We start from the raw sequence: 19,998 nt of genomic DNA on the forward strand, positions 1-19,998 counted from the left end.
AGCGCGAGAACGGCTCGTTTCGCCAGACCGGCGGGGAACGGATTTGCGGACAGCCACGTTGCCTTGGGTGTTCCCACCCCAGCATAGGAGAAATGCATGCTTCTTCCGCACGGAACCGTGTTCGCGATCGTCGATGGTGAAAACTTCGAGCTCTATCGCAACTCGGGACGCGAAGCCGCACCAAGGCTCACTTCGCTGGAGACGCCCGATCTGGAGGCGACCAACTTCAGCGCCGGTTTCCGCCGGCATGATGCGCAAAAGCGCCATCAGGCCCGCACCGGCGACGGCAGCAACGATGCCCTGGACGAAAGCGCCCATGCCGCCGCGGTGGCGGGCTGGCTCAACCAGCAGGTGCTGGAGCGCGAGATCGATCAACTGGTGATCGTTGCCGACCCGCGCTCGCTGGGCGAGATGCGGCGGCATTATCACAAGGAGCTGAAGGGCGCCCTCCTCACCGAAGTGCCCAAGACGATGACCGGGCGTCCGGGTGACGAGATCATCAAGGTGTTCCAGAGGTAGGCACCCAAAACTTGCTCATGACCGCGCCGTATCGTAACGGCGCGGTCATGACCGAACTCACATCCCAGGGGCAGGCCCGGCTGGCCCGCCTCAAGTTCCGCGCCTGGCATCGCGGCACGCGCGAGGCCGACTACATGATCGGCTGCTACTTCGACCGCTTCCACGCCGAATGGTCCGAAGCCGAGATCACCCTCTTCGAAACGATGATCGAGGAAGAGGATGTCGACATCATGGCATGGGCGCTCGGCACGCAGAGCATTCCCGAAGAATATCGCGGCCCGCTGCTCGACCGCATGATGAAGCTCGATTACGTCGAGATTCCGCGCTGATGCTGCGATTCCCCGACACGTTCGGGACTCTGCATGGGCGGAGAATGAAGCACACTCCCGAACCCGCTCAGCCCGAGCCTGTCGAAGGCCCCGCACGACAAGCATGATCGACCTCAATCGCATTCTCGCGGCGACCACGCCCCTTACGCTCTCGTCGGTAACGCGGGGTGCCCAGCCGCTGGTCATGGCCGACATAGCCCGGGCGGCGGACGCTTCCGCGAAAGCCGGCCGCGCGGTCTTCATTGCCGACAATGAAAGCGCCATGCGCGCCGTGGCGGATGCCGCCCAGTTCTTCGCGCCGGAACTGGATGTGGTCGAATTTCCCGCGTGGGACTGCCTTCCCTACGACCGCGCCAGCCCTGCCCTTTCGGTCAGCGCCCGCCGTCTGGCCGCGCTGCACCGGCTCCAGCTGAAGCGCACCGGCCCGCAGCTGCTGGTCACCACGGCCAATGCCGTGCTCCAGCGCGTGCTGACGCCGTTCCGCATCCGCGAATCGGTGCGGTTGCTGAAGCCGGGCCTCGATATCGGCCACGAAAGCCTGATCGCGCTGCTGCGCCGCCAGGGCTACCAGCGCAGCGACACCGCGATCGACGCGGGCGAATTCGCGGTGCGCGGGTCGATCTTCGATATCGTGCCTTCGGGGCTGAATTCCGAAAACGGTTCGGGCGGCCTGCGGCTGGATTTCTTCGGGGACGAGCTGGAAACGCTGCGCCTGTTCGACACCGGCACCCAGCGTTCCACCGGATCGGTGCCCGAACACCTGCTGCTCCCGGCAAGCGAGGCGCTGGTCGACGATGACAGCGTCAAGCGCTTCCGCAGCCGCTACCGTGAGATGTTCGGCGCCAATGCCACGGCGGACCCGCTCTATCAGGCGGTCAGCGACGGCCGCCGCCTTGCGGGCATGGAACACTGGCTGCCATTGTTCGAGGACCGGCTGGTCACGCTGTTCGATCACCTTTCGGACGACGACCTGCTGGTGATCGACAGTCCCGCGCTCGGCGCCGCGGACGAGCGTTTCACCGACATCGCGGACTATCACAAGGCCCGTCTCGAAACCTCGGGCCAGAAGGCGGGATCGTACCGCCCGCTGGCAACCGACGCGCTCTATCTCTCGCGCGAGGAATTCGAACAGGCGGTATCCGCCTTCCCGGTCCACCGCGCCGATCCTTTCGCGCAGCCGGAAAGCGCCAAGGTCATCGATTTCGGTTTCGGCAATGCCCGCGACTTCACGCCCGAGCGTGCGCGCGGCGACAATGCCTATGAAGCGGCGTCCAGGCATCTCCATGCCGTGGCGAAATTCGGCCGCAAGGCGATCCTCGCCGCCTATTCCACCGGCAGCCGCGCGCGTCTCGTCTCGATCCTTGGCGAGGCACAGGGCCCGGAACCCAAGCTGGCGGATACCTGGCAGGAAGCGCTCGGCCTTGCCGTGCAGGGCCGCAGCGCCGCGCTGGTGCTACCGCTGGAAACCGGCTTCTCGAGCGATGCCGTCGAAGTCGTCACCGAGCAGGACATTCTCGGCGACCGTCTCGTGCGCCGCAAGAAGAAGCGCAAGGATTCCGACGCCTTCCTTGCCGAACTGGCGGCGCTGACGCCCGGCGACCTGATCGTCCACATGGACCACGGCATCGGCCGCTACGAAGGTCTCCAGTCGATCCCGGTCGGCAAGTCTCCCCATGACTGCGTGATGCTGACATATGCGGGCGGCGACAAGCTCTACATCCCGGTCGAGAATCTCGACGTGCTCTCGCGCTACGGCAGCGAGAGCGAAGGTGTCGCGCTGGACAAGCTGGGCGGCGAAGCCTGGCAGAAGCGCCGCGCAAGACTCAAGGAACGCATCCGCGAGATCGCGGGCGAACTGATGAAGACCGCCGCCGAGCGCGCCTTGCGCGTCGCTCCAGCGCTGCTGCCCGAAAAGTCCTCCTACGACCAGTTCGTGGACCGCTTCCCCTGGCAGGAAACCGAGGACCAGGAACACGCCATCGACGACGTGCTGGGCGATCTGGCCGAGGGCAAGCCGATGGACCGCCTGGTCTGCGGCGATGTCGGCTTCGGCAAGACCGAGGTGGCCCTGCGCGCGGCCTTCGTGGCCGCCATGGCGGGACAACAGGTTGCCGTGGTCGCGCCGACCACCCTGCTCGCGCGCCAGCACTATTCCGGTTTCGCCGAACGCTTCGCGGGCTTCCCGCTCGAAGTCGGCCGCCTTTCGCGCCTCGTGCCCGAAAAGGAAGCCAAGGCAACCCGCGACGGGCTGACCGCAGGGACCATGGACGTGGTCTGCGGCACCCATGCGATCCTCTCGAAATCGGTGAACTTCAAGCGCCTCGGCCTTGTCATCGTCGACGAGGAGCAGCGTTTCGGCGTCAATCACAAGGAGCGCCTCAAGCAGCTGCGCGCAGACGTTCACGTCCTCACCCTCACCGCCACGCCGATCCCGCGCACGCTGCAGATGGCGATGTCGGGCCTGCGCGAACTCTCGACCATCCAGACCCCGCCGGTGGACCGCCTCGCGGTGCGGACCTACGTGATGGAATGGGACGACATGGTGATGCGCGAAGCCCTGCTGCGCGAACACCATCGCGGCGGCCAGAGCTTCATCGTCGTGCCGCGCATCACCGACATGGCCGAAGTCGAGGAATGGCTGGCCAAGCACGTCCCCGAGGTAAAGGCCATATCCGCCCACGGCCAGATGAGCGCCGGCGAGGTGGAAGAGCGCATGAGCGCCTTCTACGAAGGCAAGTACGAAGTCCTGCTGTCGACCACCATCGTCGAAAGCGGGATCGACATTCCGCGTGCCAACACCATCATCATCCACCGCGCCGACCGCTTCGGCCTGGCCCAGCTCTACCAGCTGCGCGGCCGGGTGGGCCGGTCCAAGCTGCGCGCCTACGCCTATCTCACCACGCCCGCAGGCCGCGCGCTCTCGGAAGTGGCGGAGAAGCGCCTCAAGGTGCTGAGCGACCTCGATTCGCTGGGCGCGGGCTTCCAGCTTGCCAGCCACGATCTCGACATTCGCGGCGCGGGCAACCTGCTGGGCGACGAACAGTCCGGCCATATCCGCGAAGTCGGCTTCGAACTCTACCAGTCGATGCTGGAGGACGCGATCCTTGCCGCCCGCGCGGGCGGCGTGGGGCTGGAGAAGGACACTTCGGGGCTGTCTCCGCAGATCACGGTCGAAGCGCCGATCATGATCCCGGAGGAATACGTTCCCGACCTTGCGGTGCGCATGGCGCTCTATCGCCGCCTCAACGATGCCGAGGGCAAGGACGAGATCGAATCGCTCTCGGCCGAGATGATCGACCGTTTCGGCCCGCTACCCTCCGCCACGTCGAACCTCGTGAAGCTCATCCAGATCAAGCGGCAGGCGATCGAGGCGCATATCGCCAAGATCGACGTCGGCCCGCGCGGCACGCTGGTCAGCTTCCACAACGACAGCTTCCCCAACCCGATGGGCCTCATCGCCTATGCCGAGCGCCTTCAGGGAACGGTGAAGCTGCGGCCGGACAACAAGCTGGTGGTGCAGCGCGCATGGGGCGATCCCAAGTCCCGCCTCAACGGGCTGCTGCAACTGACGAAGGGCCTCGCCTCCATCGCGCGCAAGGCCTGAGCCTCAGGCGCCCGGTATACGATTTTCGGGAAAACCGGCGTTTTCCCTGCGGCGAAGCCTTGCCCGCGTGAGGCGAGCCGTTAGGAAAAGCAGCTCGGTTCGCGAAAAAACAAAGGAATTTCGATGAGGCTTCCCTCGCCCCTGGCCCCCGCAACCCTCGCTTTCGCTTCGCTGATCGCGCTGGCCCAGCCGGCGCTGGCCCAGAAGTCCGACGCTCCCGACGCTGCCAAGCAGCACGCCGAGAAGACCGCCGAAGCGGTGGCCGCGAACTGGGCCAGCGCCCCGGTCGAAGAAGTGACGAAGACCAGCAAGGGCACCGCCCGGGTCGACGGCAAGGCGATCGCCTATACCGCCACCGCTGGCACCCTCACCATCCGCGACGCGCAGGGCAAGCCCACCGCGAGCGTGTTCTACACCGCCTATACCGCGCCGGGCAAAAACCGCCCCGTCACCTTCTTCTACAACGGCGGCCCCGGCTCGGCGAGCCTCTGGCTGCGCATGGGCAGCTTCGCGCCCGACCATGTGCGCACCGGCAACCCCGAAGCCGTCCGCCCCGCGCCCTTCGACGTCGGCCCCAATCCCGACAGCCTGATCGGCAGCACCGACATGGTCTTCCTCGACGCGGTGGGCGCCGGCTATTCGCGCGCCCTGGGCGATGCCAAGCCTGCCGATTTCTACGGTGTGGACCAGGACGTGGATGCCTTCGCCAAGGCGATCATCCGCTACACCACCAAGAACGCGCGCTGGGGCAGCCCCAAGTACATCTTCGGCGAAAGCTACGGCACGACCCGCTCGGGCGCGCTGGCCTACCAGCTTGAGGATCGCGGCATGGCGCTGAACGGCGTGGTGCTACTTTCGTCGATCATGAACTACGGCATCCGCCAGAGCGGCTTCGACAATATCTACGTCGGCTACCTGCCCACCTATGCCGCCGTCGCCTGGTATCACGGCCGCGTGGCGGATCGTCCGGCGACCGTGGACGAGTTCGTCGAACAGTCCCGCCAGTTCGCCAACGGCGCCTATGCCGCCGCGCTCGCCAAGGGCCAGGACATCACCCCGGAAGAGGAAGACGCCGTAGCCCGCCAGCTCAGCCGCTTCACCGGCCTTTCGGTGGACTATGTGAAGCAGGCGAACCTGCGCGTCGATCTCGGCCGTTTCCGCAAGGAACTGCTGCGCGGCGGGCGCGAGACGGTGGGTCGCTTCGACGGCCGCTACAAGGGTCTCGATGCCGATGCGGCCGGTGAAAGCCCCGAGTACGACCCTTCGGACACCGCGATCAGCGGCCTCTATGTCGGCAGCTTCCTTGACCAGCTGACCACCACGCTCGGCTACAAGACCGATCTCGACTACCGCCTGAGCGCGCGCGAGGGCGGCCCGGTGGACTGGGACTGGACGCATGAGCCGCCCGCCGGACGCAAACAGAACGTCGCCGACGTGACCGCAGACCTCAGCACCGCGATGCGCATCAACCCGCACCTGCGCGTGCTTTCGCTCAACGGCTACTACGACATGGCAACGCCGTTCTTCTCGACCGAGCGCGACCTCAAGCACATGATGCTGGCGCCGGCGCTGCGCCAGAACCTGCAGTTCAAGTACTATCCGGCAGGCCACATGGTCTATCTGAACCCCGAGGCGCTGCACCAGATGCGCCTCGACATGGAGCGCTACTACGCCGAGGGCGCGCGCTGACATCCTCTTGCGGGGCGGCGACGATCCGCCGCCCCGCTCTCCCCCCGATTTCCCTCCATCCCGAACGCCGCGGCGGTGACTGGCGCATGGAGGATTGCCCCCGCCCGCATCGCCCGCTACCAGCGCTTCCGCCCGGATTCGTCTGACGAGCCGGGCGAATGATCGCGTCGGTGCCTCGAAAGAGGCTTAATAGGGAACGCGGTGAGAGGGCTTTGCCGCCTTCGAATCCGAGGCTGTCCCTGCAACTGTAAGCGGCGAGCGCGATGTACATCACGCGGCGGGCAAGGCGCCCATGCCGCAGCCACTGGGCCGGACGCTAAATCCTGCGAGGCCTGGGAAGGCCGTGCATCAAGCGATGACCCGTGAGCCAGGAGACCTGCCGGCGTCCGGTCGCTCTTGCTTTGGTCCAGGGGATGGCCGGGGCACGGTGATTTCTCCGTCTGAGCGACGAACGAGCGGCAGGGGCCGCACGGTGCGCTGAACGGTCGCCTTTCCATGGGCGCCCGGCCGGTCGGTGCGCCGGCCGTTCGCAAACGGCAGTCCCCTGCTTCGGATCGCTGGCGCCCGGCAGGGGAATGAAGATGAATTTCGCAAAGGTTTCGCACGCGGCGCTTGCCGCGGCGCTGGCGCTCGCCTGGAGCACGCCGGTTTTCGCCGGGGAACGCGCCGACGGCGACGGCGAGGACGGCGCCATCGTCGTCACCGGCCAGAGCCTTGAGGAAACGCTGCCGCAGGAACTTTCCCGCTACGGCAACGACATGGCCGTCGTGGAGGGCAGGCAGATTCGCGACAGCGGCGCAGTGGACGTGGTGAAAGCGCTCGATTCGGTGCCCGGCCTCTACATTCGCGGCCGCAACGGGCCGTTCACTTACGTCGATGTCTCGCTGCAGGGTTCGCGCACGCAGGACGTGCTCTGGACGATGGACGGCATCCGGCTGAACAACCGGCTCTACGGCAGTACCTCGCCCAACGACACCCTGCCCGCCAGCATGATCGAGCGGATCGAGGTGCTGCGCGGCGGCGAGAGCCTGTTCTACGGCACCCAGGCCTCGGCCGGGATCATCAACGTGGTGACGCGCGGCTTCACGGACGACTTCAACGGGCAGGTCAACGCCTCGGTCGATTCGTGGGGCGGCACCAGCTTCGACGGCTACCTGCGCGGCGCGGCGGGCGGGCATCGGTTCGTGGCCTATGCCTCGCGCAACCGCTCCGAGGGATACATGCCCTACAGCGCCTACCAGCCCAGCCTTACCGATCGCCGGCTCGGCTACGACTTGTGGTCCGCAGGCCTCAAGTACCAGTACGACCTCGCCCCCGATCTCGCGCTCAATCTCCAGTACCAACACACCGAGGCGAAGCTCGACAACCTTTCGCCCACCCGCATCCGCGAGAGCCGGAACGACCGCAACGAGGAGATCGCCAGCGCCCGGCTGGACTATACCGGCAGCGACACCGTGCAGTTCTTCCTCAAGGGCTATTTCCACGACTGGAAGACCGCCTACATCCAGATCCGCAACTCGCTTCCCGATCACGATCCGCAAGTGATCTACCCGGCAGGCACGTTCTGGGGCTACCGCGACTGGGGCGGTAGCGCGGTGGTCAAGCTGCATCCGCACCGGGGTTTGGAGTACCTGCTGGGCTACGACTTCCAGAACTTCTCCGGCCGGGACGACGTGCTGCTGATCGCGCCGACCAGCGAACAGGTCCACGCCGCCATCGCGCAGATCCGCACGACCGACGAGATATCCTCGAAGGGCCGGATCGCCGCCGGGCTGCGGCATAACCGCACGGACGGCGCAAGGAAGACGATCTGGAACGTCTCGGGCCGCTACGATTTTGCCGAAGCGCTTTATGTGGAGGCGAATGGCGGCACCTCGTTCGTCCTGCCCGACGCCTCCCAGCTCTACGGCAACGACCCCTGCTGCGAAACCGGCAACCCGAACCTCAAGCCCGAGCACAGCGTGAATCTCAACGCATCGCTGGGCGGCGCGGCGACCCTGCCGGGTGTCCGCTTCGGCTGGAAGGCGACCTACTTCAACCGCAGCATCACCGACCTCATCGATTCGACTTACGACGATCCGGCCTATCCCAACGGCACCTACATCAACGTGCGCGACAAGGTCCGTTCGCAAGGGGCCGAAGCGGAAGTGACGGCGCAGCTGGAAAGCGGCTGGAGCCTCGCGGCAAGCTACACTCATGCCCGCGTCCGCAATGAGGGCAGTTCGGTCCAGCGGGACCGCAATCCCGCGCAATATGCCAAGGGAACGCTGGCCTATTCCCCGGAAGACCGGCCATTCGGCGCCAACCTGGCGGTCAACTGGATCGGCGATGTCTGGTCCACCGCATCGGGCTTCGGGCGGATGAACTACGGCAACTACGTACTCGTCGATCTCGGCGGCCACTTCTACGTCGACGGCGAGGCGCGCCGGAATCGCTTCGGCGTCAATGTCGAGAACCTGTTCGACAAGGCCTATGCCACGCGCGGCTATGCCTCCGCCGTCACCGATGCCGGCGCGCTTGACGGGAGCAACAGCCGCTTCCTCTACTTCAACCGGGGCGTGCCGCGCACGCTGCGGGTGAGCTACGGGCTGAGCTTCTAGGCCATGCCCCGCGCTGTCCTGATCGCGCATCGCTGGCTCGGCGTCTTCGTCGGCCTGCTGATGACGCTGTGGTGCCTGTCCGGCTTCGTGATGATCTACGTCGATTATCCGAGGCTCGAACCCGGAGCGCAGGTGCGGGGGCTCGCGCCCCTGCGCCTGCCGGCGCAGGCCGCCTTGGGAGCGGTGGATATTCCCGCAGACATCCCGATAACTTCGGCGCGCGTGGAAATGCGCGCCGGTCGCCCGGTCCTGCGCGTGGTTCCGGCCGCATCGGCGGATCGCCCGATCCCGCAGATGAGAACCACGCCCGCCGCCTTCGACCTGGAAACCGGCCGCCCGCTCGGGCCGCCTTCGCCTGCCGAATTGCGCCGGATCGCCGCCGACTTCGCGAAAGGCCACGGGATCGCCTCGTCCGCCCAGCCCCTGACCGAAACCGGGATGGACCAGTGGACCGTCCAGACCTATCGCCGCAACGCCCCGCTCTACCGCGCCGATTATGGCGATCCGGCCGGAACCGAAATCTACATCTCTGGCACATCGGGCGAAGTGGTGCAGCGGACCACGCGGTTCCAGCGGTTCTGGGGCTGGCTGGGCGCGGTGCCGCACTGGCTCTATCCCACGATCCTGCGGCAGGACGGCGCCTTGTGGAGCCAGGTCGTGATATGGACCTCGCTGGCCGGATGCTTTCTCACCATGACCGGCATCTGGGCCGGTATCGTGCGCGTGCGGCGGCGGCGAGACGGCACGATCGGATCGCCCTACAAGGGCCTGTGGTGGTGGCACCACGTGTTCGGGCTGTTCTTCGGCCTGCTGACGCTGACATGGGCGGCGAGCGGACTGCTATCCATGAACCCATGGGGCCTGCTCGACAGCATGGGCGGCTTCGCAGAGCGCCAGCGCCTTGCCGGCACGCCGCGCTGGAGCGAGATGCGCGGCGCCCTTTCCGCCGCCGCCAAGGTCTCGGAACAACGGGCCGGTACCGCGGTGCGGATCGAGACCGCGCCGCTCGGCGGGCGCATGTTCCTTCTCGCGGTGAACGCCGATGGCGAGACCCGCCGCTTCGACGCGAAGGGAACTGCCGCGCCCCTGCGCGAGCAGGAACTGCGCGCGGCGCTGGCGGGCACGCCGCAGCTCGGCTCGCTGGACCTGCTGGATGAGGAGGACGCCTACTATTACGGCCGCAAGTCCCCCGCCCGCCTGCCGGTCTGGCGCGCGGTGCTGAAGGACGGCGAACAGACGCGGCTCTACATCGATGCCGCCTCCGGCCAGTTGCTGCGCGCTTTCGATCGCAACGGGCGCAGCTACCGCTGGCTCCAGGACGGCTTGCACAGCCTGGACTTCCCGGTGCTGCGCAAGCGTCCCTGGTGGGATCTCGTGGTGCTTCCCCTGCTGGCCGCCGTCACTCTCGTCTGCGCGACGGGGACGTGGATGGCATGGAACAAGGTCCTTCGTGACTGGCGCCGCTGGCGCCGGCGCAGACGCCCCGCCGGATCTCGCTAGGCTTCCACCCGGGCGAGCTTGGCGAACATCGCCGTCGACATCGGCTGCGCGCGCAGGAACCCCTGATAATAGGCGCAATGCTCACGGGCGACGACCTTGCGCTGGGCCTCTTCCTCGATACCCTCGGCGATCACTTCGAGGTCCAGCGCCTTCGCCATGGCGACGATGGCGCGCAGCACCGCCACGTCGCGCTTGTCGGTGGTGATGCCGTCGATCATCGCGCGGTCCAGCTTGAGATAGTGGATCGGCAAGACCTTGAGATAGCGGAAATTGCAGAAACCGGCGCCGAAATCGTCAAGCGCGATGCGGATACCCTGCGAGGAGAATTCCGCCATCATCTGCGCCGTCTGGGTAACGTCGGCGATCAGGGACTGTTCGGTGATCTCCAGCGTCAGCCGCCGGGGGGGGAAACCGCTTTCGCGGATCAGGTCCAGCATCTGGCGAACGTAGGTGCCGAAGGCGAGGTCGGCCGGGGTGACATTGATCGAGAGGCGCAGGTTCCCCGGCCAGCCCCCTGCCGCCGCCAGAGCCTTGGCCGCGATATGGCGCGAAAGCGGTCCGATATGGTCCGCCCGCTCGGCAATGGCGAAGAGCGCGCCGGCACCGATGCGGCCGAGTTGGGGGTGATTCCAGCGGGCCAGCGCTTCGGCCCCGGTCAACGAATCGTCGATGAGGCTGAACTGGGGCTGGAACAGGATCTCGATCTCGTCCCGGTCGATCGCGCCGAGCAGGTCCGCTTCGAGCTGCGCCGCCGAACGCCCCGGCGGCGTCACTTCACCATCAGCCCAGCCCAGCCGCGTGGCGGTCTGGTCCTGCGCATCGTGAAGCGCGTGGCCAAGCCGGTCGAGCATCGAATCGACGCTTTCCTCCGTAAGCGCGCGGATCAGGGCGATACGGGGCGAGAGGCGCAGCACGCCGGTCGGCAGCGCGATCGGCCGGGCGATGGCATCGGCAAGCTGGTCCGCCACCAGTTGCCAGCGTTCCCGGCTGCACGCCTCGTTGGCGACGAGCACGAAGGAACCGCCGCCCGCCCGCGCCAGCAGCCACGGGCCGTCCAGTTCCTCGCCCGCGAAATGGGCCACGCGGTTGGCCACTTCCTCAAGCGCGCCGTCACCGGCCGTTTCGCCATAGGCCATGTTGATGGCGTCGAGCCGGCGCAGGGCCAGCAGCATGGCGTGGACGTGAGCATGTTGCGGCGCGCTTTCGGCATCGGCGCGCCATGCGTTGATCCGTTCGCGCACGGCATCGAGCCCGGGAATTCCGGTCAGCCTGTCCTCGAGCCTGCGGGCATGGCGCTGCGGCCGCCCCTTGCGTCTTTCAACCATCGCCCCCGCTATAGCCAAAGCCCTTGCCAAACGATGCAAAATTCGAAAGGTCCGCAGCGTGAAAAACCGCATGAAAATGGGACAGGTGCCCGCAATCCGGGCCTTGACCGATCCCGCCGGACGAAATGTTGCTGGGGAATTCGATGGCTGACGAACCGAAACTGGCGCTTATCGTGTCGGACAGCGCCAAGGCCCAACTCGGGTCCGCGCAACTTCGCCGCTCGCACCCCTGGGTTGATCCGGTGGAGGCGGACATTCTCGTCGTCGTCGGCGGAGACGGCTTTCTTCTCCACGTCCTGCACGAAATGCTCGACCGCGACGTGATAAAGCCGGTCTACGGCATGAACCTGGGCACGGTCGGCTTCCTCATGAACGGCCCGCATGACGGCGTGGCCATCGCCGAGCGCATCGCCGAAGCTCACGAGGTTCCGGTGCGCCCGCTGCAGATGCATGCCACCAGCCACGATGGCCGCGAATTCGTCTACTACGCGATCAACGAGGTCTCGCTGCTGCGCGAAACCCGCCAGACCGCCAAACTGGAAGTGACGATCAACGGCAAGGTCCGCATGGAGGAACTCGTGGGCGACGGTGTACTGGTGGCCACGCCCGTGGGATCGACCGCCTACAACCTTTCCGCCAACGGCCCGATCCTGCCGCTGGGATCGCGCATGCTGGCCCTCACCCCGCTCAGCCCGTTCCGGCCGCGCCGCTGGAAGGGCGCCATCCTGCCCGAAAGCGCCGAAGTGGAATTCCGCATCCGGGAACCCGGCAAGCGCCCGGTCGCCGCCGTGGCCGACCAGAAGGAAGTGCGCGACGTGCGGACCGTGCGCATCGTCGCCAATCCCGAGAAGGAACTCACCCTGCTGTTCGACCCCGGCTTCACGCTGGAGGAACGCATCTTCGCGGAGCAGTTCCAGGTCTGAGGAATTGCCCGAATGGGGCGCCTGCCCTGTGGAAAAGTTTTCTCGACATTTTCCGCACAGAGCGCTTGCCAACCCGGAGGACCCCTTTTATAGGCGCACTCCTGCCCGGCGGTGGAAACACTGACAGGCTGCTCCCCGATAGCTCAGCGGTAGAGCATTCGACTGTTAATCGAATGGCCGTAGGTTCGAATCCTACTCGGGGAGCCACTTTCTTCTCCTTCCACGGAAGGCATGAAGAAATGGCTCGGCGCAAGGCGCGCGTATCAAAACGTTTCCCACACATCACTCCGCATTGACGAACGGCCTCTCCGGTGAGAGCGCTGATTTCGGGCGTCGCCGCAGATCGCGTATAAGAATCGGGCGCTCTGCGAGAGGAATGGTGTTGCCCCGAATCAGTTTTCCGCGTCTTGCGGTTCTAGCCGCCGTGGTTTTCCTGTCGCTGGGCGTGGTCCAACTCGTGGGCAGCCTGCTGCTCTACCAGGCCATCGACCGCCAGACCCTGCGCGCAGACCATGCCCGCCGAATCGCCGAACTCATCGTCGTCAGCGATCGCATCCACGCGCTTCACCCCGATCTTGCCGCACCGATCATGACCACCGGCCACCTCAAGGCCGAATTCGCCCCCGCACCCGCCGTTTCCGTCACGACGGATTCGGACACGCTGGAGCGAATCGCCGGGCAAGTCATCGAATGGGAACCCTCGCTCGCCGCGCGGCAACTCCATCTCGCCACTTCCGACGCTCACGGCGGCAAACGCGATCTCGTCGGCTCGATCCGCCTCGCCGACGGCAAGTGGCTGAACTTCCGCTCGCGCGACATCACGTCCATGTGGCCGATCGCCCTGCGCGCCAGCGTGCTGATGCTCTGCACCGCGCTGGCCTGCATCGCCATCGGCCTCGTCGCGCTGCGGCTGCTCACCAACCCGCTCCGCCGCCTGACCCAGGCCGCCGATGCCATCGGCCACGGCCAGCGCGTGGAAATCCGAGAGAGCGGCCCCGAAGACCTGCGCGACCTCGCCCATTCGATGAACATGATGCAGGAGCGCATCGCGCGCCTGCTGGAAGACCAGGCCCGCTCCTTCGAAGCGATCAGCCACGACCTTCGCACGCCCCTTTCCCGCCAGCAGATCGCCACGGACCTGATCGAGGACCGCGAGATCGCCGACATCATGCAGTCCAGCATCGACGAGATGGAAGGCCTGCTCGCCTCGCTCCAGGGCTACCTGCGCGCGCAGCACCTCTCCTCGGAACCGGAACCTGTGGACCTGGACCAGCTCGCCGCCGCCGCCATCGCCCCTTACGAGGATCGCGCCAGGCTGACTCCGGCAGGCGGCGCCACGGTGGAGACGTTCCCGGAACCGCTCTCGCTGGCGGTCGGCGCACTGGTCGAGAATGCGATCCGCTTCGGCGGCCGCGCAGACCTCACCGTCCGCCACGAAGATCGCGGCTGGATCATCGAGGTGGAGGATGCCGGACCCGGCATTCCGCCCGGCCATTTCGAGGATGTGCTCACCCCGTTCTTCCGGCTCGACGAGGCGCGCACGCGCGATACGCCGGGCTTCGGGCTGGGCATTCCCACCGCGCACCGGCTGATGATGCGGTTCGGCGGCCAGCTTTCCTTCGCGACATCGCCCTGCGGCGGCCTCATCGCGCGGATCCGGGTGCCGGTGGCCTAGGCGGCGAGGCAGGTCGCGAGGATTCCTGTAGGCGGAAACGATAACGGCCCGGCATCGAGCGATGCCGGGCCGTTATCGTTTCATCGTCACAGGTCAGGTCCGAAACGGCGACAGATTCGCCGCGCCGGCCCCTTCACCGCCTCAGGCGAGCGCGCCGTGGCAGTGCTTGTACTTCTGCCCCGAACCGCAGGGGCACGGCGCATTGCGGCTGATCGGCAGATCGGCATAGGGGTTCTCCCCGGTGCCACCGGCCCCCACGCCGACACCGGCCTGCGGGCTGCCCGCCAGCGAACCGAACAGTTCTGGCATGAAGGCCGAACCGTCGCCGTCGTTCGAATTGTCGAGACCGGTCAGCGGGTCGATGTGGCCGGTCAGGAAGTCCGGCAGTTCGGGCAGCGCGGCCGGTTCCGGGATGCGCAGTTCGCTGACCGACAGGATGCGCGTCACGTCTTCGCGAATCTGGTCGAGCATGCGCTCGAACAGGCTGAAGGCCTCGGTCTTGTACTCGTTGATCGGGGTCTTCTGGGCATAGGCCCGCAGGAACACGACCTGACGCAGCGCGTCGAGGGTGGAAAGGTGCTCCTTCCAGTAGTGGTCAAGACGGTCGAGCAGGATCGACTTCTCGACCTGGCGCCAGATCGCCGGATCGTCCTGCAGCATCTTCGCGTTCATGTGCTCGGCAGCCATGGCGGCCACGCGCTCTTCGACCAGCTCGGGATCGACGCCGCTTTCCTCGATCCAGTCCTCGATCGGCACTTCTATGCCCAGAACGTCGAGCGACTTGGCCTTGAGTGCCTCGACGTTCCAGTGCTCGGGATAGGAGCCGGCCGGGCAGGCATCGGCGACGATGGCGTTGACCGTGTCGTTGCGCATGTCGACGACGACTTCGTCCACCGTCTCGGCATCCATGATGTCCGCGCGCTGTTCGTAGATGACCTTGCGCTGGTCGTTCATCACGTCATCGTATTCGACGACCTGCTTGCGGACCTCGTAGTTGCGCGCCTCGACCTTCTTCTGCGCGGTCTCGATGGCCTTGGACAGCCACTTGGAACCGATCGCCTCGCCATCGGCAAGGTTGCTGTTCATCATCTTGGCGAAGAGCGTGTCCGGGCCGAAGATGCGCAGGAGGTCGTCCTCCAGGCAGAGGTAGAACTTCGAAAGGCCGGGGTCGCCCTGACGGCCCGAACGGCCGCGCAGCTGGTTGTCGATGCGGCGGCTTTCGTGGCGCTCGGTGCCGATCACGCAGAGGCCGCCGGCTTCGAGCACGAGGCGCTTCTGCTCGGCGACTTCCATCTTGATGCGGGCGATGGCCTCGTTGCGCTCCGGCCCCTCGGGCATGTCGCGCAGCTCGTCCTCGACGCGGAACTCGACGTTACCGCCAAGCTGGATGTCGGTGCCGCGACCGGCCATGTTGGTGGCGATCGTCACGGCGCCAAGCGAACCGGCCTGCGCAACGATATGCGCTTCCATCTCGTGGAAACGCGCGTTCAGCACCGAGTGCTTGACGCCTTCCTTGTTGAGGAAGTCCGATAGCAGCTCCGACTTCTCGATCGACACGGTGCCGACGAGGACGGGCTGGCCGGTCTCGTAGCGCTCGCGGATGAGCTTGGCGATGGCGCCGAACTTGTCGTGGGTGTTCTTGTAGAACTCGTCTTCCTCGTCCACGCGCTGCACCGGCACGTTGGTGGGGATGGTGACGACGTTCATCTTGTAGATGTCGTAGAATTCCGGCGCCTCGGTGGCGGCCGTGCCGGTCATGCCCGAAAGCTTGGGGTACATGCGGAAGTAGTTCTGGAAGGTGATCGAGGCGAGCGTCTGGTTCTCGGGCTCGATGCGGACGCCTTCCTTGGCTTCCACCGCCTGGTGCAGGCCGTTCGACCAGCGGCGGCCGTCCATCATGCGGCCGGTGAACTCATCGATGATGACGACCTTGCCGTCTTTGACGATGTAATCGATGTCGCGCTTGAACATGACCACGCCCTTGAGGCTCTGGTCGAGGTGGTGGACCACCTGCGTGTTCTCGACGTCGTAGAGGTTCGAGCCGACGAGCAGGCCGGCGGCTTCGAGCATGCGCTCGGCCTTCTCGACACCGTCCTCGGTCAGGCTGATGCTCTTGGTCTTCTCGTCGGTCTCGTAGTCCTCGGGAACGAACTGCTTAACGACCGCGTCGACCTGGATGTAGAGCTCCGACTTGTCGTCGGTCGGGCCGGAAATGATGAGCGGGGTGCGGGCCTCGTCGATCAGGATCGAGTCGACCTCGTCGACGATCGCGAAGTTGAAGGGGCGCTGCACCATCTGGCTGCGCTCATGCTTCATGTTGTCACGCAGGTAATCGAAGCCGAACTCGTTGTTGGTGCCGTAAGTGATGTCGGCGCCATAGGCTTCGCGGCGTTCGTATTCGTTGAGGTTCGGCACGATCACGCCGATCGTCAGGCCGAGGAAATTGTGCAGCTTGCCCATCTGCTCCGCGTCGCGGCGGGCGAGGTAGTCGTTGACGGTGACGATGTGCACGCCCTTGCCCTCAAGCGCGTTGAGGTAGGTGGCGGTGGTCGCCACCAGGGTCTTGCCCTCGCCCGTGCGCATTTCGGCGATCTCGCCGCGATGGAGCACGATGCCGCCGATCATCTGCACGTCGAAGTGGCGCATGCCGAACACGCGCTTCGAGGCTTCGCGCACGGTGGCGAAGGCTTCCGGCATGATCTGGTCAAGCGTGCTGCCATTGGCCAGCAGTTCGCGGAACTTGACGGTCTGGCCGGCCAGTTCCTCGTCGCTATAGGCTTCCAGCACGGGCTCGAAGGCGTTGATCTGGCCCACGACCTTATCGAGCGACTTGACGTAACGGTCGTTGGACGAACCGAAAATGGACTTGGCGATGGCGCCGAACATGGCGGGAATCCCTGTTTTCGTGAAGGCTTATGTCGGATGAACGCACCCGCATGACGCGCGGGCACGTGAAAAGGTTTTCGCGAGGTTGCGAATGCCCGGCGCGCTTATTCGCGCGCGCGGTCTATCCCGGTGAGCACCGTGGGCACCGCCGGCGATTCCGGCACCGCGACAAGCGGCGGCGCATGGCGGCGGGTATTGCGCAGGCCCGGTTCGGGAAGCTGAGCAAGGGCGACCGGCGCGCGCGGTGCCTTGGCGGCAACGGCGGCTTCGATCAGCACGACCTGCAGGCTGGCAACCTGCGACGCGCGCGCGTCGGCAGGGCCGATCTGCGCGGCGAGGCCCGTCAACAGGGCCAGCAGGGTCAGGAGCAGGCGGTTTGCCATGGCGGATCAGATAGGGGGCGCAGGATGAATAGTCCACAACCCATCGCGCATCGCCGGATTTAGCGCACAGCCCGCGGCGTAAAGCCCAAAACGCCGCCTTAACGATTGGCGCGCTATTCCGCAGTTGCAGGTCCATCACGAAGCGAGCGCAGTGAAAACCGATCCGGGCGAAAGACTCTTGCTGCTTGACGGACTGCGCGGATTCGCAGCGATCGGCGTGCTCGTCTTCCACGCCCGGCTTTCCGCCCCCTTCCCCGCCTTTACGCGCGGCTACCTTTTCGTGGACCTGTTCTTCCTGCTTTCCGGCTTCGTGCTGACGCTGGCATTCGAACCCCGGTTCGGCGCGGAAATCGATGCGGTCACGTTTCTGCGCCGGCGCTTCCGCCGTTTTCTGCCGATGGTGGCGGCCGGAGCGATTCCCGGCGCTTTCGCCCTGTTCGGCGCGACCGGCAACGGCGGCCTCGCGCTTGCGGCCTTCGTGCTATCCCTCGCCATGGTCCCGATGCTGACCGGCGGGATGACGTTCCCCGCCAATACGCCGCAATGGTCGCTGTTCGCCGAACTGGCTCTCAACCTGCTTCACGGCATGAAGCTTCATCGCCTGACCGACGCGAAGCTTGCGCTTCTGGCGCTGGCCTGCCTGGCCGGGCTGGTCATGCTGATGGCCCGCGCGGGTGACGGCGACCTCGGCGGGGACCTGCGCCAGTTGCCGGCCGGATTGCTGCGAGGGGGATGGTCCTACCTGCTGGGCATCGTCATGGCGCGGCGGTGGCGCGCCCGCAGGCCCGCAAGCGCCGCCGACTGGCGAATCGCGTTGCTCATGCCGATCGCCGTCGTGGCGCTCCTGCCGCTTGTTCCAATGCCGGTCTGGATCGCCGACGCGCTTGTGATTTCGCTCGGGTTTCCGCCGCTGTTCTGGATTGCGGCGACCGCCATACCACCGCGCATCGCCGAGCGGCCGCTCGCCCTGCTCGGCAGTCTGTCCTTCCCGCTCTATGCCGTTCATTTCCCGATCCTCATGCTGGCCAGCCAACTCGGCGGCGGCGAGCGAGGACGGCTTTTCGGGATTTTTCCGGCTCTGCTGGCGGCCGCCATCCTTGCCTTTTCATCCGCAAGACGCCGCAGGACGGCACCCGATCCTCACGCTAGCGCCAGGGACGAAACGCGCTTCGCCTAGAGCGAAAGCGCCACCTGCCCGGGAAACTCGCTCTCCATTGCCGCGCCCCCGGCGTCACGGGCCGGATCGAACCGCGCGCCGCGTCACTGCCGGGCAGATCGCCTCAAACCATTGTTCCGACGCTTGACCTGTCACACCCACGCGCTAGTCGCTTTGCCCATGGCCTATCCCACTTCACCGCTCGCCTCGCCCTTCCCCGCCATGTCGCCGATCGCCGGCGTCACGCCGCACGTCGTGCGCGCCGGGTACAAGGACTGGGGCCGATGCGACCTGACTTATGTGGAGCTGGAAGAAGGCACCGCGGTTGCGGGCGTGTTCACCCGGAACCTGTGCTGTTCCAGCGAAGTCGAACTGGGCCGTGACAACGTGAAGCAGGGTTTCGCCCGCGCGCTGGTGGTCAATGCAGGCAACTCCAACGCCTTCACCGGCTACCGCGGGCGTGAGGCGGTGGAGCAGATCATGGACCAGGTCGCAGCGCACATCGGCTGCCCGCGCGAACAGGTCTTCGTCTCCTCGACCGGCGTGATCGGCGTGCCTCTGCCCAAGGACAAGGCGCGCGAAGGCGTGGAGAAAGCCCTCACCGCCGAGCCCTGCTCTTGGGAGGACGTTGCCAACACCATCTCCACCACCGATACCTTCGCCAAGGGCGCGACGGCCACGGCGATGATTGGCCAGACCAAGGTGACCCTCGCCGCCGTCATCAAGGGATCGGGCATGATCGCGCCGGACATGGCGACGATGCTCGGCTACATCTTTACCGATGCCGCCGTGGAGCCTGCCTTCCTGCAGGAATGCCTCTCCGCCGCGAACTTCCGCACGTTCTCGTGCATCACCGTCGATTCGGACACCTCCACCAGCGACACCGTGCTCGCCTTCGCCACCGGCAAGGCCGGCAACGCGCCGATCTCGTCGATCGCCTCGCCCGGCGCCCATGCCTTTGCCGCCGCGATCCATGACGTCTGCCGCCAGCTCGCGCACCTCGTCGTGCGTGATGGCGAAGGCGCGCAGAAGTTCATCGAGGTCGCCGTTACCGGCGCCGTATCCGACGAAAGCGCGCGCAAGGTCGGCATGGCCATCGCCAACTCGCCGCTGGTGAAGACCGCCATCGCCGGGGAAGACGCCAATTGGGGCCGCGTCGTCATGGCCGTGGGCAAGGCAGGCGAACCGGCGGACCGCGACAAGCTCTCCATCGGCTTCGGCGGCACCTGGGCCGCGCGTGAGGGCCTGCCGCTCGCCGACTATGACGAAGCGCCCGTCGCCGCGCACCTCAAGGGGCAGGACGTCACTATCGAGGTCGACCTCGGCCTTGGCGAAGGCGCCGCCACCGTGTGGACCTGCGACCTGACGCACGGCTACATCTCGATCAACGCCGACTATCGGAGCTGACG

Annotated in this window: 13 protein-coding genes, 1 tRNA gene and 1 riboswitch; of the genes, 11 read left to right on the forward strand and 3 right to left on the reverse strand. The window is 66.2% G+C overall.

Going from position 1 to position 19,998, the window contains the following annotated elements; translation table 11 throughout:
- The first annotated feature begins 96 nt into the window (after window positions 1-96).
- The 6 genes from ACXJ16_RS06920 to ACXJ16_RS06945 all read left to right on the forward strand — a co-directional run bounded on the left by ACXJ16_RS06920 (window position 97) and on the right by ACXJ16_RS06945 (window position 10,241).
- Complete coding sequence (locus ACXJ16_RS06920; RefSeq protein ID WP_185997616.1) at window positions 97-519, forward strand: host attachment protein; 423 nt, start codon at window positions 97-99, stop codon at window positions 517-519.
- A gap of 47 nt (window positions 520-566) precedes the next feature.
- Complete coding sequence (locus ACXJ16_RS06925) at window positions 567-848, forward strand: FAD assembly factor SdhE (RefSeq protein ID WP_054435866.1); 282 nt, start codon at window positions 567-569, stop codon at window positions 846-848.
- 103 nt (window positions 849-951) lie between these two features.
- Window positions 952-4,452, forward strand: coding sequence for a transcription-repair coupling factor (mfd, locus tag ACXJ16_RS06930; RefSeq protein ID WP_463921659.1), 3,501 nt, complete (start codon window positions 952-954; stop codon window positions 4,450-4,452).
- A gap of 123 nt (window positions 4,453-4,575) precedes the next feature.
- The gene (locus ACXJ16_RS06935) at window positions 4,576-6,141 is read left to right on the forward strand and encodes a S10 family peptidase (RefSeq protein ID WP_054435845.1); all 1,566 of its coding nucleotides are present in this window, start codon (window positions 4,576-4,578) and stop codon (window positions 6,139-6,141) included.
- A 153-nt stretch (window positions 6,142-6,294) separates the two neighbouring features.
- Window positions 6,295-6,539: riboswitch (cobalamin riboswitch) on the forward strand.
- A gap of 183 nt (window positions 6,540-6,722) precedes the next feature.
- Window positions 6,723-8,741 carry a TonB-dependent receptor plug domain-containing protein gene (locus ACXJ16_RS06940; protein WP_463921660.1) on the forward strand — a complete coding sequence of 673 codons (2,019 nt, stop codon included), beginning with the start codon at window positions 6,723-6,725 and terminating at the stop codon, window positions 8,739-8,741.
- A 3-nt stretch (window positions 8,742-8,744) separates the two neighbouring features.
- Complete coding sequence (locus tag ACXJ16_RS06945) at window positions 8,745-10,241, forward strand: PepSY domain-containing protein (RefSeq protein ID WP_463921661.1); 1,497 nt, start codon at window positions 8,745-8,747, stop codon at window positions 10,239-10,241.
- Here ACXJ16_RS06945 and ACXJ16_RS06950 read toward each other — a convergent pair.
- Entirely contained in the window at window positions 10,238-11,566 is a 1,329-nt protein-coding gene (locus ACXJ16_RS06950; protein ID WP_463921663.1) for an EAL domain-containing protein, read from the reverse strand. The two genes, ACXJ16_RS06945 and ACXJ16_RS06950, sit on opposite strands and share 4 nt — an antisense overlap.
- Window positions 11,567-11,709: 143 nt before the next feature.
- Between ACXJ16_RS06950 and ACXJ16_RS06955 the strand changes: the two genes are divergently transcribed.
- The 3 genes from ACXJ16_RS06955 to ACXJ16_RS06965 all read left to right on the forward strand — a co-directional run bounded on the left by ACXJ16_RS06955 (window position 11,710) and on the right by ACXJ16_RS06965 (window position 14,164).
- Complete coding sequence (locus ACXJ16_RS06955) at window positions 11,710-12,489, forward strand: NAD kinase (protein WP_054435868.1); 780 nt, start codon at window positions 11,710-11,712, stop codon at window positions 12,487-12,489.
- A 132-nt stretch (window positions 12,490-12,621) separates the two neighbouring features.
- Window positions 12,622-12,696: transfer RNA gene (locus ACXJ16_RS06960), tRNA-Asn, on the forward strand.
- Window positions 12,697-12,913: 217 nt separating this feature from the next.
- Window positions 12,914-14,164, forward strand: a complete 1,251-nt coding sequence (locus ACXJ16_RS06965) for an ATP-binding protein (RefSeq protein WP_292636639.1) — start codon at window positions 12,914-12,916, stop codon at window positions 14,162-14,164.
- 141 nt (window positions 14,165-14,305) lie between these two features.
- Here the strand turns inward: ACXJ16_RS06965 and secA are convergent, their stop codons facing one another.
- Window positions 14,306-17,050, reverse strand: a complete 2,745-nt coding sequence (gene secA / locus ACXJ16_RS06970; protein ID WP_054435848.1) for a preprotein translocase subunit SecA — start codon at window positions 17,048-17,050, stop codon at window positions 14,306-14,308.
- A gap of 104 nt (window positions 17,051-17,154) precedes the next feature.
- The gene (locus ACXJ16_RS06975; RefSeq protein WP_054435849.1) at window positions 17,155-17,433 is read right to left on the reverse strand and encodes a hypothetical protein; all 279 of its coding nucleotides are present in this window, start codon (window positions 17,431-17,433) and stop codon (window positions 17,155-17,157) included.
- Between the two features lie 151 nt (window positions 17,434-17,584).
- Between ACXJ16_RS06975 and ACXJ16_RS06980 the strand changes: the two genes are divergently transcribed.
- Both ACXJ16_RS06980 and argJ read left to right on the forward strand, forming a co-directional pair.
- Complete coding sequence (locus ACXJ16_RS06980) at window positions 17,585-18,610, forward strand: acyltransferase family protein (protein WP_463921665.1); 1,026 nt, start codon at window positions 17,585-17,587, stop codon at window positions 18,608-18,610.
- A gap of 159 nt (window positions 18,611-18,769) precedes the next feature.
- Window positions 18,770-19,996 (forward strand): bifunctional glutamate N-acetyltransferase/amino-acid acetyltransferase ArgJ, encoded by a 1,227-nt coding sequence (gene argJ / locus ACXJ16_RS06985; protein WP_324698983.1) that lies wholly within the window; start codon window positions 18,770-18,772, stop codon window positions 19,994-19,996.
- The last annotated feature ends 2 nt before the right edge of the window (window positions 19,997-19,998 follow it).

The sequence above is a fragment of the Novosphingobium sp. TK71 genome (assembly GCF_055361505.1).